This window comes from Kitasatospora sp. NPDC051164, assembly GCF_044455625.1.
Lineage (GTDB): Bacteria > Actinomycetota > Actinomycetes > Streptomycetales > Streptomycetaceae > Kitasatospora.
The window spans coordinates 1-15,822 of record NZ_JBITFB010000043.1 but is presented as its reverse complement, the minus strand read 5'-3'; the positions used below and the strand labels follow the sequence as shown (position 1 = coordinate 15,822).

Annotated in this window: 10 protein-coding genes; 9 read left to right on the top strand and 1 reads right to left on the bottom strand. The window is 71.0% G+C overall.

Features of this window, described 5'->3' with window-relative positions; genetic code table 11:
• Positions 1-169 precede the first annotated feature (169 nt).
• Entirely contained in the window at positions 170-4,111 is a 3,942-nt protein-coding gene (gene eccCa / locus ACIBEC_RS41155) for a type VII secretion protein EccCa (RefSeq protein WP_360505265.1), read from the bottom strand.
• 313 nt (positions 4,112-4,424) lie between these two features.
• Here eccCa and eccD point away from each other — a divergent pair, with 313 nt between their 5' ends.
• The 9 genes from eccD to ACIBEC_RS41110 all read left to right on the top strand — a co-directional run bounded on the left by eccD (position 4,425) and on the right by ACIBEC_RS41110 (position 15,473).
• Complete coding sequence (gene eccD, locus ACIBEC_RS41150) at positions 4,425-5,885, top strand: type VII secretion integral membrane protein EccD (protein ID WP_360505263.1); 1,461 nt, start codon at positions 4,425-4,427, stop codon at positions 5,883-5,885.
• A 202-nt stretch (positions 5,886-6,087) separates the two neighbouring features.
• Positions 6,088-6,378 carry a 30S ribosomal protein S15 gene (gene rpsO / locus ACIBEC_RS41145; protein ID WP_148645116.1) on the top strand — a complete coding sequence of 97 codons (291 nt, stop codon included), beginning with the start codon at positions 6,088-6,090 and terminating at the stop codon, positions 6,376-6,378.
• A gap of 454 nt (positions 6,379-6,832) precedes the next feature.
• Complete coding sequence (locus tag ACIBEC_RS41140; protein WP_360505260.1) at positions 6,833-9,040, top strand: polyribonucleotide nucleotidyltransferase; 2,208 nt, start codon at positions 6,833-6,835, stop codon at positions 9,038-9,040.
• A gap of 119 nt (positions 9,041-9,159) precedes the next feature.
• Positions 9,160-10,512 (top strand): pitrilysin family protein, encoded by a 1,353-nt coding sequence (locus tag ACIBEC_RS41135; RefSeq protein WP_360505258.1) that lies wholly within the window; start codon positions 9,160-9,162, stop codon positions 10,510-10,512.
• A gap of 14 nt (positions 10,513-10,526) precedes the next feature.
• Positions 10,527-11,273 (top strand): 4-hydroxy-tetrahydrodipicolinate reductase, encoded by a 747-nt coding sequence (gene dapB / locus ACIBEC_RS41130; RefSeq protein ID WP_360505256.1) that lies wholly within the window; start codon positions 10,527-10,529, stop codon positions 11,271-11,273.
• Between the two features lie 25 nt (positions 11,274-11,298).
• A complete protein-coding gene (locus ACIBEC_RS41125; RefSeq protein WP_360505254.1) occupies positions 11,299-11,757 on the top strand; it encodes a tetratricopeptide repeat protein in 459 nt (152 codons plus the stop codon).
• Positions 11,754-12,485, top strand: a complete 732-nt coding sequence (gene thyX / locus ACIBEC_RS41120; protein WP_360505252.1) for an FAD-dependent thymidylate synthase — start codon at positions 11,754-11,756, stop codon at positions 12,483-12,485. Before ACIBEC_RS41125 ends, thyX begins: the two co-directional genes overlap by 4 nt.
• Before the next feature lie 228 nt (positions 12,486-12,713).
• The gene (dapA, locus tag ACIBEC_RS41115) at positions 12,714-13,613 is read left to right on the top strand and encodes a 4-hydroxy-tetrahydrodipicolinate synthase (protein WP_360505250.1); all 900 of its coding nucleotides are present in this window, start codon (positions 12,714-12,716) and stop codon (positions 13,611-13,613) included.
• Positions 13,614-13,787: 174 nt separating this feature from the next.
• Positions 13,788-15,473: a ribonuclease J gene (locus ACIBEC_RS41110; protein WP_360505248.1), complete on the top strand. Its 1,686-nt coding sequence runs from the start codon at positions 13,788-13,790 to the stop codon at positions 15,471-15,473.
• Positions 15,474-15,822: the final 349 nt, after the last annotated feature.

Genomic DNA, 15,822 nt, shown 5'->3' with positions numbered 1-15,822 from the left:
GGCAATACGCTCAGGCGCCTCTCAAAGGCGCGGCAACTCCCCGGCCGGGTGCGGGAACCGCAGCACCTGCCCGGAAAGATCTAGGTAACGTTTCAGCACCTGGGACGCCGAAGGGGTCGGACTCCTGTGAGTCCGACCCCTTCGATCACCGTCCGTGACGGCCGTCGTGCTACACCACCGGCAGCCAGCCCGTCTGGACCATCTGCCCGGCGGTCGCGCGGCGTGACACGTACACCCCGCGGCCCGGCGGCAGTGCCTGCGGCTTGACCGTCCCCAGCAGCGCGCCCTCGTCCCGGTTCCCGGAGAGGATCACGCCCTGGCCGCCCAGCTCGCGCATCCGCTGCATCACCGGCTCGTACAGCGAGCGCCCCGCGCCGCCCGCGCTGCGGGCCACGATCACCCGCAGGCCGATGTCCCGGGCGAACGGCAGGAACTCGGCCAGCGGCGCCAGCGGGTTGCCCGAGCTGGTGGCGACCAGCTCGTAGTCGTCAACGATCACGAACATGTCCTTGCCGCTGTACCAGCTGCGGTTGCGCAGCTGCTCGGCGGTCACGTCCGGGCCGGGCAGCCGGCGGGAACAGGCCCCGCGGAGCATGTCCACGATGGCCGTCATGGCCGGCTGCGCGGCCGCGTACTCGACCAGGTACTCCGGCGGCACCGTGCCCAGCAACGCGCGCCGGTAGTCGCCGACCACGATGCCCGCCTGGTCCGGCGAGTAGCGCTCGGTGATCTGCTTGATCAGCATCCGCAGCACCGCCGACTTCCCGGATTCGGTGTCGCCGAACACGATGAACAGCGGGTCGGTCTCGAAGTTGACGAAGGTCGGCGCCAGCTCCGCCTCGTCCACGGCGAAGGCCACGCCGCGCTCCGGGTGCTCGAAGCCCTTCGGCAGTGAGTTCCCGTCCAGGACGGCCGGCAGCATCCGCACCTGCGGGGCGCGCGGCCCGGACCAGGCCCCGTCGATCGCGCCGACCAGCCCGGCCACGCCGTCCTGCAGGTCGTCGACGCTGGAGGAGCCGTCCAGGCGCGGCAGGCCGGACAGGAAGTGCAGCCGCTCCGGGGTCACGCCGCGACCGGCCTGCGGCGGGACGTTCTGCGCCACCCGGCGGTCCACCTCGGACTCCATCGCGTCACCGAGCTTCAGCTCGGTGCGGTTCTGCAGCAGGTCCTTCAGCGCCGGGCGGACCTCCGCGTACCGGGCCGCGGTGATGATCAGGTGGACGCCGTAGCCGAGGCCGCGCTGGGCGATGTCGCCGATCACCGGCTCCAGGCCCTCGAACTCCTGCTTGAAGGTGTTCCAGCCGTCGATCACCAGGAACACGTCGCCGAAGGCCTCGTCCGGCAGCTGCCCGGCCGCCCGGCGGGCCCGGTACGTGCCGATGGTGTCGATCCCGGCGACCCGGAACAGCTCCTCGCGGCGGTTCATCACCCCGTGCACCTCGGAGACCATCCGGCGCACCTTGTCCACGTCCAGGCGCCCGGCCACGCCGCCGACGTGCGGCAGCCCGGCCAGTGACTGGAAGCTGCCCGCGCCGAAGTCCAGCAGGTAGAACTGCACCTCGAGCGGGGTGTGGGTGAGGGCGAACGAGGTCACCGCCGTGCGCACCACGGTCGACTTGCCCGAACGCGGGCCGCCCACGATCAGGCCGTGGCCGGCCGCCCCGGCGTAGTCGACCTCCAGGATGTCCGTCTTCTGCTCGCGCGGCTTGTCCACGATGCCGATCGGCGCCCGCAGCCGGCCCACCGGGTAGCCGGGGGCGGTCAGCCCGCGCTCCGGCGCGACCTGCAGCGGCGGCAGCAGGTGGTCCATGCTCGGCGCCTCCTCCAGCGGCGGCAGCCACACCTGGTGCGCGGCCGGGCCCTGGCCGGCCATCCGCTGGACGAACACGTCCAGCACGGTGTCCACCAGCGCGTCGTCCTGCTCGGGTACCTGCGGCGCCTCCTCCTCCACCGGGTCCGGCAGCTCCACGAAGGCCGCGGTGAACTCCACCGGGTGGGCGGCGACCCGCCGCCCGCCGGTCGACCGCTGCTGCCCCGGCGCCCGGTACGGCCCCGAGACGTAGGCGGCCTTGAACCGGTCCATCACGTCCTCGCCGAACTTGAGGTAGCCGACGCCCGGCACCGGCGGCAGGTGGTAGGCGTCCGGCACGCCGATCGCCGCCCGCGACTCGGCCGCCGAGAAGGTGCGCAGACCGATCCGGTACGAGAGGTAGGTGTCCAGGCCGCGCAGCTTGCCCTCCTCGAGGCGCTGCGAGGCCAGCAGCAGGTGCACGCCAAGCGACCGGCCGATCCGGCCGATCTGGATGAACATCTCGATGAAGTCCGGCTTGGCGCTGAGGAGCTCGGAGAACTCGTCGATGATCAGCACCAGCGAGGGCAGCGGGTCCAGCGCCGCACCGGCCGCCCGGGCCCGCTCGTACTCGTGGATGTTGGCGTAGTTGCCGGCCGAGCGCAGCAGTTCCTGGCGGCGGTGCAGCTCGCCCTCGATCGCGTCGCGCATGCGGTCGACCAGGGTGAGCTCGCCCTCCAGGTTGGTGATCACCGCGGAGGTGTGCGGCATGTCCGCCATGCCGGAGAAGGTCGCACCGCCCTTGAAGTCGGCGAGGACGAAGTTCAGGATCTCCGAAGAGTGCGTCATCGCGAGCGCGAGCACCAGGGTGCGCAGCAGCTCCGACTTGCCGGAACCGGTCGCGCCCACGCACAGGCCGTGCGGGCCCATGCCCTCCAGCGCGGCTTCCTTGATGTCCAGGTAGACGTGCTCGCCGTTGGCGCCGACGCCGATCGGCACCCGCATCCGCTCGTGCTGGGCGCGCTGGCGCCAGCTGCGGTTCACGTCGAAGGAGCCCGGGTCGCCCGAGCTCATCATGTCGGTGAAGTCCAGGTTGGACAGCAGCGGCTCGTCGTCCCCGCCGGCCGAGATCCGGTACGGCGCCAACTGCCGCGCCAGCGCCTCGGACTGCCACGCCGAGAGCAGGTCCGGCTTGCCGGTGTACGTCGCGCCGGAGGCCGAACGCAGCACCAGCTCCTCGGAGTTGACCGTCACCATCAGGTGCCCGCTGGGCTCGTCGACCTCGCCCGGGACCACCTCGATGACCGTTACGCCCTGGACGCCCTCCGGGCTCGCCAGCAGCGAGTCGTGCGGCACCCCGGCGCCGTCCATGACGACCACCAGGTGCGGCTGGTCCGCCGCGGGCGCCGCGTCCCGGACGAAGCGCTGGCGCCCGGCCAGCTCGTCCTGCAGCAGGACCTCCAGGTCACCCAGGTCGGTGGCGAACAGCCGGCGCGAGCCCGCGCCGTCGGCCTCCTTGCGGTGCTGGTTGTGCGGGAGCCACTTGGTCCACTCCCACTCCTCGGCCGCGCCGGGCGCCGCCGCGACGGCCACCATCAGGTCGTCCGGCGAGTGCAGGGTGGTCAACTGGGAGAGCATCGCGCGCACGTTGCCGTACACCGAGTCCGGGTCTCCGCACACCGTGATGTGGTAGAACGCCCGCAGCGACACCGCCAGCGGCAGGTCCTGCAGGGTGCCGTGCGCCTTCAGGAAGGAGTGCATGGCGGCCGCCGACAGCGGCTCCAGCTCGTCCATCGGCGCGGTCTGCGGCGCCACCAGCGGCGTGGACAGCTGCACCGGCCCGAGGCCGACCCGGATCTGCGCGAAGTCGCCGTCCCCGGTGCGCCGCTCCCACAGCCGCCGCCCGTCCTCGACGATCGACCACAGCTGGTCCGGCGCCGGGTTCAGGAACAGCAGCGCACCGCGCTGGCGCTCCGCCGTGCGACGCACCTGGCGGCGCGTCTGCTGCAGGTACTTGAGGTAGTCGCGCCGCTCGTCCGCCATCGCGGTCGAGCCGCCCTTGCGGGCCCGCACGATCTGGGCCAGCGCCATGCCGACCGTCGAGACGATCATCAGACCGCCCATGATCTTCATCGGGGCGGCCGCGCCGGGCGAGAAGAAGAACACCGCCGACCCGCCCATGCCGAGCATCGGCAGGATGCTCATCAGCCAGTCCTCGCCGCCCTGCCGGGGCAGTTCGGGTGGGCTCACCAGCTCCACCGGCTCGTCCGGCACGGTGGGCGGATACGCCCTTGCCGGTCGCTTGACCGTGATCACACCCATGTGTCATCCACCCCGCGGCGTCGATCGATCACTTCGGCATCAGCCCTCACGCGACTGCGTACGGTCCGTACGGGAATCCGGCGGCTGAGGACGCCCCACACAGCGCAGCCCCCGTACCTTCGCGCAGGCGCCGATCCTAACGGTCGCCCCCGCACCGCCCGCCAGGCCCCGGTCACCTGTCGAACGGGTAGGGTAACGCCGCGCCAACTCGCGGCCCGGCCGGGCCGGTTCCACAGCCACACCGAGCGCCGCCGTGCCTCGGCACCGTCAACAAGGGGGAGCGCCAAGTGCGTCGAAGGATCGAGGCGGGAGCATGAGCAACGCTGCCGCGACCGGCTACTGCCGGGTGACGGTCGTCGCCCCGGACCGCCGGATCGACGTCGCCCTGCCCGAGGACATCCCGCTCGCGGACGTCTACCCCGAGGTGCTGCGCCTGGCCAACCAGAGCCAGCCCGACGGCACCCCCACCGGCTTCCACCTGGTCCGCCGCGACGGCACCGTCCTCGACAGCGGACTGCCGCTGGCCGCCCAGCAGGTCCGCGACGGCGACCTGCTCGCGCTGCGCCCCTTCGCCGAGTCCCTCCCGCCGGCCGTCTACGACGACGTCGCCGACGCCATCGCCAGCGCCGTCGAGGCCGACCGCCGGTTCTGGACCGCCGAGCTGATGCGCGGCTTCGGCCTGATCGGCGCCGGGGTGCTGCTCACCCTGCTCGGCTTCGCACTCTGGTTCTCCGACCTGCGCCACGACATGCACGGCCTGCCCGGCGTCCTGGCCGGCGTCACCGCCGTCGTGCTCACCGCGCTGGCCGGCGTGCGAGCCCGGGTCTACCAGGACGCCCACGCCGCCCTCGCCCTCGGCCTCGGCGCGCTGCCGCACGCCATGATCGGCGGCAGCGGCCTCATCGCCGTCGCCCACCCGTGGGACGGCCCCGGCCGGATCCAGTTCCTGGCGGGCTGCGTCGCCGTCCTGGTGGTCGCCGTGCTGCTGGTCGGCCTGCTGCCGGAGAAGGACGCGGTGTTCGTCGCCGCCGCCCTGGTCGCCGCCGCCGGTGCGCTCGCGACCTTCGCCGCCGTCCTGATGCCCGGGACCCCGGCCGGACACCTCGCCGCCGTCACCGGTGTCGCCGCCGTCGCCGTGGTCGGCTTCCTGCCCGGCCTCTCCGCCCGCTTCGCCCGGCTGCCGGTCGGCTTCAGCGCCCCCGGCCAGACCCGCACCCGCAGCCGCGACTACGACGAGGAGGCCGAGCGCGCCGAGGCCGTCCAGTACGAGAAGATCGCCCACCAGGCCCGCCGCGGCCACGAGGTGCTGGTCGGCCTGGTCGGCGGCTGCGCCGCGGTCGTGGTCGGCGCCTGCGCCGTCCTCGGCTTCACCGACGAGACCTTCCCCGAGCTGCTCGCGCTCGCCCTGGGCCTGGCCACCATGCTGCGCGCCCGGCTGTTCCGCTACACCGCGCAGGTCCTCAGCCTCACCGTGGCCGGTCTGCTCGGTCTGTGTCTGCTGATCGTCGGGCTGTCCCTGCACACCCCGCAGTTCTTCCTGCGGGTGGCCGGCTCCACCACCCAGCTCGACCTGCGCACCATCTGGCTGGCGATTTCCATCGCCTTCGGGGCCGCGCTGCTCGTCGCGATCTCGCTGGTGGTGCCCCGGCTCGGCGTCTCCCCGTTCTGGGGGCGCATCCTGGACCTGGTGGACAGTCTCACCCTGATCTCGCTCGTCCCGCTGGCGCTGGCCGTCCTGGACATCTACCGGCTGGTCCGCGGCGCCACCGGCTGACCCGCCCGGCCCGCCCCGTGCCGCCCACCGGACCCGCGCACCGACCGGATGGGCGGCACTGGTACGCTTGGCCTTCGAGCGCAGCCGTGTGTCCGCCGCCCCGTCGTGGGCTGTAGAGCGGCGGCCGCGCTCACGGCACCGAGTTCTCGCAGAGTTCCTGTGTTGTCGACCAGGACCGCTCGGTACACCCAAAGGAGTTGCAGTGGCTCTCGCCTCTGACGTCAAGAAGCAGATCATCGCCGAGTTCGGCCAGAAGGAGGGGGACACCGGTTCCCCCGAGGTTCAGGTGGCCATGCTCTCCCGTCGCATCTCGGACCTGACCGAGCACCTGAAGGCGCACAAGCACGACCACCACTCGCGTCGTGGCCTGCTGATCCTGGTCGGCCAGCGCCGCCGCCTGCTGCAGTACCTGGCCAAGAAGGACATCGAGCGCTTCCGTACGCTCGTCGACCGCCTGGGCATCCGCCGCGGTGCCGCCGGCGGCGCCCGCTAAGACCGCCGCGCGGGGCGGCTCCCCACACCGGGGAGCCGCCCCTCGCGCGTATGCCGCGGCTCTTCGGCCGCGGCGCCCGGCCATAACAACTCGCGCGCACCTCCCCGGGTGCCCGAGGATTGCACCGTAGGGTTGTGGGCATGCCGGGTGATGGCGCACCAGCGCGCCACCCGGGCAGACGAACCCGAACCCCCCGCGGGCCGAAGGCTTCAAACGGAAGCCGCCCGCATCCGAGAGAGCGTCCAGACGCGAACCGCCCGCCCCGGCCCGGCAGCCGTGAGGCGCCGGTCCTCGGTAGTGGCCGTCGGAACCCCCGCAGACCGAGCGGGGCACTCCGGAGGCTTCGATCGAAGACCGGCCCGACTGCCGCCCTCCCTGACGAGGGCCCGGGCCGACCCCGAGGCAGTGCGCGGGGACGCTCTCCCGGAAACGTACGAAAGAGGAGATCTTCCAGGTGGAAGAGAACGTGTTCTACGCCGAGGCCGTGATCGACAACGGTTCCTTCGGCACCCGTACCATCCGCTTCGAGACGGGCCGCCTGGCCCGTCAGGCCGCCGGCTCCGTCGTGGCCTACCTGGACGACGACACCATGGTGCTGTCGGCCACCAGCGCTTCCAAGCAGCCGAAGGAGCACTTCGACTTCTTCCCGCTGACCGTGGACGTCGAGGAGCGGATGTACGCCGCGGGCCGCATCCCCGGCTCGTTCTTCCGTCGCGAGGGCCGGCCCTCCGAGGACGCGATCCTCACCTGCCGCCTGATCGACCGCCCGCTGCGCCCGTCCTTCGTCAAGGGCCTGCGCAACGAGGTCCAGGTCGTCTGCACCGTGATGGCGCTCAACCCCGACCACCTGTACGACGTGGTCGCGATCAACGCCGCCTCCGCCTCCACCCAGCTGGCGGGCCTGCCGTTCTCCGGCCCGATCGGTGGCGTGCGCGTCGCGCTGATCAACGGCCAGTGGGTGGCCTTCCCGACCCACAGCGAGCTTGAGTCGGCCGTCTTCGACATGGTCGTCGCCGGTCGCGCCCTGCCGGACGGCGACGTCGCGATCATGATGGTCGAGGCCGAGGCCACCGACAAGACCATCAAGCTGGTCGAGGGCGGCGCCGAGGCGCCGACCGAGGAGGTCGTCGCGGCCGGTCTGGACGCCGCGAAGCCGTTCATCAAGGTCCTCTGCGCCGCGCAGGCCCAGCTGGCCGCCCAGGCCGCCAAGCCGACCGGCGAGTTCCCGGTCTTCCTGGACTACCAGGACGACGTCCTCGCCGCGCTGACCGCCGCCGTCAAGGACGAGCTCGCCCAGGCCCTCACCATCCCGGGCAAGCAGGAGCGCAACAACGAGCTGGACCGCGTCAAGGCGCTGGCCGCCGAGAAGCTGCTCCCCGAGTTCGAGGGCCGCGAGAAGGAGATCAGCGCCGCCTACAACGCGCTGACCAAGAAGATCGTCCGCGAGCGCGTCATCACGGACAAGGTCCGCATCGACGGCCGTGGCGTCACCGACATCCGCACCCTGGCCGCCGAGGTCGAGGCCATCCCGCGGGTGCACGGCTCGGCCCTGTTCGAGCGCGGCGAGACCCAGATCCTGGGTGTCACCACGCTGAACATGCTGCGCATGGAGCAGCAGCTGGACACGCTCTCCCCGGAGACGCGCCGCCGCTACATGCACAACTACAACTTCCCGCCGTACTCCGTCGGCGAGACCGGCCGCGTGGGCGCCCCCAAGCGCCGCGAGATCGGCCACGGCGCGCTGGCCGAGCGGGCCATCCTGCCCGTGCTGCCCTCCCGCGAGGACTTCCCGTACGCCATCCGTCAGGTGTCCGAGGCGCTCAGCTCCAACGGCTCCACCTCGATGGGCTCGGTCTGCGCCTCGACCATGTCGCTGCTGAACGCCGGTGTGCCGCTGAAGGCCGCCGTCGCCGGCATCGCCATGGGCCTGATCTCCCAGGAGATCGACGGTGAGACCCACTACGTCACGCTGACCGACATCCTCGGTGCCGAGGACGCGTACGGCGACATGGACTTCAAGGTCGCCGGTACCCGCAACTTCATCACCGCCCTCCAGCTGGACACCAAGCTGAACGGCATCCCGGCGTCGGTGCTCGCCGCCGCGCTGAAGCAGGCCAAGGATGCCCGCCTGCACATCCTCGACGTGATGAACGAGGCCATCGACTCCCCGGACGAGATGTCCCCGAACGCGCCGCGCATCATCACCATCAAGATCCCGGTGGACAAGATCGGTGAGGTCATCGGCCCCAAGGGCAAGATGATCAACCAGATCCAGGAGGACACCGGCGCCGAGATCACGATCGAGGACGACGGCACCATCTACATCGGTGCCGCCGACGGCCCGGCCGCCGAGGCCGCCCGCACCACGATCAACCAGATCGCCAACCCGACCATGCCGGAGGTCGGCGAGCGCTACCTGGGCACCGTGGTCAAGACCACGACCTTCGGCGCGTTCGTGTCGCTGATGCCGGGCAAGGACGGCCTGCTGCACATCTCGCAGATCCGCAAGCTGGCCGGCGGCAAGCGCGTGGAGAACGTCGAGGACGTTCTCGGCGTCGGCGCCAAGGTGCAGGTCGAGATCGCCGAGATCGACCCGCGCGGCAAGCTCTCGCTGATCCCGGTCGTCGAGGGCGAAGAGGGCGGCGAGGCCGCTTCCGAGTGAAGCGCCGCTAGCTGACCCCTGCGGCCCGTACGCCTCGCGGCGTGCGGGCCGCACCCCGTTGTCCACGCTTTCGTCCGTACGTGCCTTCGCCACGTGCGTTTCCTCTGGAGGTACCCCCCGTGGCGCAGGCCCCGGCGGTAAAGCAGCGTCCCGGCACCACCCGGACCCTGCTCAAGGGCGTCGACGGCGCCGGCACGGTGCGCCGCACCGTCCTCCCCGGCGGCCTGCGGGTCGTCACCGAGACCCTGCCGACGGTGCGCTCCGCGACCTTCGGCATCTGGGTCGGCGTCGGCTCGCGGGACGAGACCCCGCAGCTCAACGGCGCTACCCACTACCTGGAGCACCTGCTCTTCAAGGGCACCGAGCGGCGCAGCGCGCTGGACATCTCGGCGGCCCTGGACGCGGTCGGCGGCGAGATGAACGCCTTCACCGCGAAGGAGAACACCTGCTACTACGCCCGGGTCCTGGACACCGACCTGCCGCTGGCCATCGACGTGGTCTGCGACATGCTCACCGGCTCGCTGATCCGCACCGAGGACGTGGAGGCCGAGCGCGGCGTCATCCTCGAGGAGATGGCGATGGCCGAGGACGACCCGGGCGACGTGGTGCACGACCTGTTCGCCAAGGTGATCTTCGGCAGCGGCCCGCTCGGCCGCCCGATCCTCGGCACCCAGGAGACCATCAAGACGCTCACCCGGGACCAGATCGCCGGGTTCTACCACCGCCGCTACCGCCCCGAGCACCTGGTCGTCTCGGCGGCCGGCAACCTCGACCACCGCAAGGTGGTCAAGCAGGTCGAGCAGGCCTTCGCCCCGGTGCTGGCCCGCTCCACCGCGGCCCCCGCCGAGGCCCGTCGCGGCGTCAAGGCGCTGCGGACGGCGGGCAAGGTCGAGGTGCTCAACCGCTCCACCGAGCAGGCCCACCTGGTGCTGGGCGTGCCCGGCGTGCCGCGGCACGACGAGCGCCGCTGGGCGATGGGCGTGCTCAACGCGGCCCTGGGCGGCGGGATGAGCTCCCGGCTGTTCCAGGAGGTCCGCGAGAAGCGCGGCCTGGCGTACTCGGTCTACTCGTACTCCTCGTCGTACGCGGACAGCGGCCTGTTCGGCATCTACGCCGGCTGCCAGCCCAAGCGGGTCGAGGAGGTGCTGCGGATCTGCCGCACCGAGCTGGCCAAGGTGGTCGCCGAGGGCATCACCGAGGAGGAGCTGCAGCGCGCGATCGGGCAGATCTCCGGCTCCACCGTGCTCGGCATGGAGGACACCGGTTCGCTGATGAACCGGATCGGCAAGGCCGAGCTCAGTTACGGGCACCACCTGTCGGTGGACGAGATGCTGGAGCGGATCGCGGAGGTGACCCTGGAGGACGTCCACGAGGTCGCCCGTGATGTGCTGGGCGCGTACCGGCCGTCGCTGGCGCTGATCGGCCCGGTCAACGACAAGCGGGCCGCCAAGCTCGCCGATCTGCTGGTGTGAGAGGACGTTTCCCCATGACGCTGCGTGTCGCCGTGATCGGCGCCAAGGGCCGGATCGGCTCCGAGGCGGTCAAGGCCGTCGAGGCCGCTCCGGACCTGGACCTGGTGGCCACCCTCGGCCGCGGGTCGAAGCTGGAGGAGCTGACCGAGGCCGGGGCGCAGGTCGTCGTCGAGCTGACCCACCCGGACTCGGTGATGGGCAACCTCGACTACTGCCTGCGGCACGGCATCCACGTGGTCACCGGCACCACCGGCTGGACGGACGAGCGGCTCGCCACCGTCCGCGGCCGGCTGGACCAGGCCCCGGAGCTCGGCCTGCTGATCGCGCCGAACTTCTCCATCGGCGCGATCCTCGGCATGAAGTTCTCCCAAATCGCCGCCCGGTACTTCGAGTCGGTCGAGGTGGTCGAGCTGCACCACGACCGCAAGGCCGACGCCCCCAGCGGCACCGCCACCCGGACGGCGCAGCTGATCGCGGCCGCCCGGGCCGAGGCCGGCCGCCCGCCGCAGCAGGACCCGACCACCCACAGCCTGCCCGGCGCGCGCGGCGCCGACGTGGACGGGGTGCCGGTGCACGCCGTCCGGCTGCGCGGCCTGCTGGCCCACCAGCAGGTGATGTTCGGCGACACCGGCGAGACGCTCACCATCCGGCACGACTCGCTGCACCACAGCAGCTTCATGCCGGGGATCCTGTTGGGCGTGCGCAAGGTCGTCGAGACGCCGGGGCTGACCTTCGGCCTCGAGCACTTCCTGGATCTGTGACCGTGGTGACTTCCAGGAGCATGTCATGACCTCCCGTACCGGCTTCTTCGCCCTGTCCGGCGTGCTGCTGCTGGTCGCCCTGCTCTGCGTGGGGGAGGGCGTCCAGCTGATCGCCACCGGCAAGCCGCTCGGCATCGGCATCGGCGTCTGCGCCTTCGTCATCCCGGTGATCGGCGTCTGGTTCCTGCGCCAGACCGTCCGCTTCGGGCGGGACAGCGAGCGGCTCGCCCGCGAGCTGGAGGCCGAGGGCGGCCTGCCGGTGGACGAGCTGAAGCGCAGCACGGGCGGGCGGATCGACCGGGCCTCGGCCGACGCGGTCTTCGCCCGCCGCCAGGAGGAGGCGGAGGTCGCGCCGGGCGACTGGCGGGTCTGGTTCCGCCTCGCGGTGGCCTACGCCGACGCCGGTGACACCCCACGCGCCCGCAAGACCATGCAGCACGCCATCAAGCTGCACAGCACCGAACCCGCAAGGAGCAACGCGTGAGCGACGAACCGACGGCCCCCAGCTTCCGCAGCGACGTGACGGTGGAGCTGGTCCGCAGCGCCGCCGCCGACTCGGACGTCATCTGGGCGGCCCGTGTCTCGACCGCGGGGGAGCAGTCCCTGGAGGCGCTCTCGCAGGACCCGGAGAAGTCCAAGGGTCTGATCAACTTCCTGATGCGCGACCGGCACGGCACGCCCTTCGAGCACAACTCGATGACCTTCTTCATCAGCGCGCCCATCTTCGTGTTCCGGGAGTTCCACCGGCACCGCAGCGGCTGGTCGTACAACGAGGAGTCCGGCCGCTACCGCGAGCTGCAGCCGGTCTTCTACGTCCCGGCCGAGGAGCGCAAGCTGGTCCAGGAAGGCCGCCCGGGCAAGTACGAGTTCACCGAGGGCACGCCCGAGCAGCACAAGACCACCACCGAGGCGATGGAGGCCGCGTACCGCGAGTCCTACGCCCGCTACCAGGAGATGCTGGCGGCCGGGGTGGCCCGCGAGGTGGCCCGCGCGGTGCTGCCGGTCGGCCTGTTCTCCTCGATGTACGCGACCTGCAACTCGCGTTCGCTGATGCACTTCCTGTCGCTGCGGACCAGGCGGGAGAACTCGGCGGTGCCGTCGTTCCCGCAGCGCGAGATCGAGATGGTCGCCGAGCAGATGGAGGAGCAGTGGGCGCGGCTCATGCCGCTCACCCATGCGGCCTTCGAGAAGCACGGCCGAGTCGCCCCCTGACCTGGGACGACAGGCATATGGGCTGAGTGTCTGGCATGTCTGGATTGCGGCTTTTCTAGCCGCTCCCTACATTCGTGAGCACGGATTCCGGTGCTGGCCGAACCCCCGAGCGGGCAGCACCGGAATCCCACTTCACCGCCTGTTTCCACCGCTCATCGCCGCTGCCCCCTGTCCGAACCCTGGACCGGTGTGGATACCGCCCCACCGCCTACGAGTAGTTTTGGACACATGGCTCCGACCTCCACCCCCCAGACGCCGTTCGGCCGGGTCCTGACCGCGATGGTCACCCCGTTCACCGCCGACGGCGGACTCGACCTCGACGGCGCCCAGCGCCTCGCCACGCACCTCGTCGACTCCGGGAACGACGGCCTCGTCGTCAACGGCACCACCGGTGAGTCCCCGACCACCAGCGATGCCGAGAAGGCCCGGCTGGTCCGCGCCGTGGTGGAGGCGGTCGGGGATCGCGCCCACGTGGTGGCCGGCGTCGGCACCAACGACACCCACCACAGCATCGAGCTGGCCCGGCAGGCGCAGGCCGCCGGCGCGCACGGCCTGCTGGCCGTCACGCCGTACTACAGCAAGCCCCCACAGGAGGGCCTGTACCGGCACACCGTCGCCCTCGCCGACGCCACCGAGCTGCCGGTCATGCTGTACGACATCCCGGGCCGCAGCGCGGTGGCGCTGAGCCACGAGACGCTGGTCCGCCTCGGCGAGCACCCCCGGATCGTCGCCAACAAGGACGCCAAGGGCGACCTCGGCGCCGCGTCCTGGGCGATCGCCCGCTCCGACCTGGCCTGGTACTCCGGCGACGACATCCTGAACCTGCCGCTGCTGTCCGTCGGCGCCGCCGGCGTGGTCAGCGTCGTCGGGCACGTCGTGGCCGGCGAGCTGCGCGCGATGGTCGACGCCTACCTGGCGGGCGATGTGGTCAAGGCCACCAGCGTCCACCAGCGCCTGCTGCCGGTGTTCAGCGGTATGTTCCGCACCCAGGGCGTGATCCTGACCAAGGCCGCCCTGGAGCTCCAAGGCCTGCCGGCCGGCCCGCTGCGGCTGCCGCTGATCGGCGCGACGCCCGAGGAGATCGCGAAATTGAAGCAGGATCTCGCCGCCGGCGGGGTACACCTGTAGCAGACACAGACGTGCGCGCCCCGGCTCGCCGGACCTCCCCGGGTCCGTCGCTGGACCGGACCGAAGGCGCGAGTGCACACACCCGGACCCAGTAGGAAACGACACTGAGTACGCACGCCATATGTCTCCAGGGGAGGACCCCGGGCATATGGCGTGCGTCGTGAGGAGAGTCTTTTGAGCCACCCGCATCCCGAGCTCGGCGCGCCCCCGGCCCTGAAGGAGGGCGCCCTCCGTATCACTCCGCTCGGCGGCCTCGGCGAGATCGGCCGCAACATGACGGTCCTCGAGTACGGGGACCGCATCCTGATCATCGACTGCGGCGTCCTCTTCCCCGAGGACGAGCAGCCCGGCGTGGACCTGATCCTCCCGGACTTCAGCTACATCCGGGACCGCCTCGACAAGGTCGACGGCATCGTCCTCACCCACGGCCACGAGGACCACATCGGCGCCGTCCCGTTCCTCCTGCGGGAGAACCCGGACATCCCGCTGATCGGCTCCAAGCTGACCCTGGCCCTGATCGAGGCCAAGCTCGCCGAGCACCGGATCCGCCCGTACGTGCTGGAGGTCAAGGAGGGCGAGCGCGAGCGCATCGGCCCCTTCGACTGCGAGTTCATCGCGGTCAACCACTCCATCCCGGACGCCCTCGCCGTGGCCGTCCGCACCCCCGCCGGCATGGTCGTGGCCACCGGTGACTTCAAGATGGACCAGCTGCCGCTCGACGGCCGCCTCACCGACCTGCCGACCTTCGCCAAGCTGGCGGAGGAGGGCATGGACCTGCTGCTGGTGGACTCCACCAACGCCGAGGTCCCCGGCTTCATCCCGCACGAGCGCGACATCTCGGCGGCGCTGCGAAACGTTTTCGCGAACGCCGACAAGCGGATCATCGTCGCCTCCTTCGCCAGCCACGTGCACCGCATCCAGCAGGTCCTGGACGCCGCGCACGAGTACAAGCGCAAGGTCGCCTTCGTCGGCCGCTCGATGGTCCGCAACATGGGCATCGCCCGCGACCTCGGCTACCTGAAGGTCCCCGGCAACATGGTCGTGGACGTCAAGCAGCTGGACGACCTGCCGGACAAGGAGGTCGTGCTGATCTGTACCGGTTCGCAGGGCGAGCCGATGGCCGCGCTGTCCCGGATGGCCAACCGCGACCACCAGATCCGCATCGTCGAGGGCGACACCGTCGTCCTGGCGTCCTCCCTGATCCCGGGCAACGAGAACGCCGTCTACCGGGTGATCAACGGCCTGACCCGCTGGGGCGCCAAGGTCGTGCACAAGGGCAACGCCAAGGTGCACGTCTCCGGCCACGCCTCGGCCGGCGAGCTGCTCTACTTCTTCAACATCTGCAAGCCGCGCAACCTGATGCCGGTCCACGGCGAGTGGCGCCACCTGCGCGCGGCCGCCGAGCTGGGCGTCGCCACCGGGGTGCCGCGCAACCGCGTGGTCATCGCCGAGGACGGCGTCTGCGTCGACCTGGAGGGCGGCGTCGCCCGGATCGTCGGCAAGGTGCAGGCCGGGTACGTCTACGTGGACGGTGCCTCGGTCGGCGACATCAGCGAGGCCTCGCTCAAGGACCGCAAGATCCTCGGCGAGGAGGGCTTCATCTCGGTCTTCGTCGCGGTCGACTCGACCAACGGCAAGATGGTCGGCGGCCCGACCATCCAGGCCCGCGGCTCCGGCATCGACGACAACGCATTCGTCCCGGTCGTCGCAAAGCTTCAGGAAGCCCTGGACCGCTCGGCGAGCGACGGGGTGCTGGAGCCCCGCCAGGTGCAGCAGCTGGTCCGCCGGACCATCGGCAAGTGGGTCGCGGACAACTACCGCCGCCGGCCGATGATCCTGCCGGTCGTGGTCGAGGTCTGACGCTCGCTCGTCGAGCCCTGACGCTCGTTCGTCCCCGGCCGAGGTCGGTTTGACGTGGGGCGGCCCGGTGCGTAGTGTTCTCCGGGTTGCCCCACGGGACGGCCCCTCGGAAACTGGCTCGAATCTGAATTCGAGAACAACCGGGGAAAACGGCCCGAGAAACTCTGGTAGAGTTCGGGAGCGCCGAAAGGCAAAAAGCCGATTGGATGAAAGAAACTCCGAAAAACGGAGCGGAAAACATCTGATAAGCTTGAAACACGAAAGAACGAAGCCCGGAGGGTCCGCTGGAAGGCGGTCCGAAGGAAGCGTCCGTTCCTTGAGAACTCAACAGCGTGCCAAAAGTCAACGC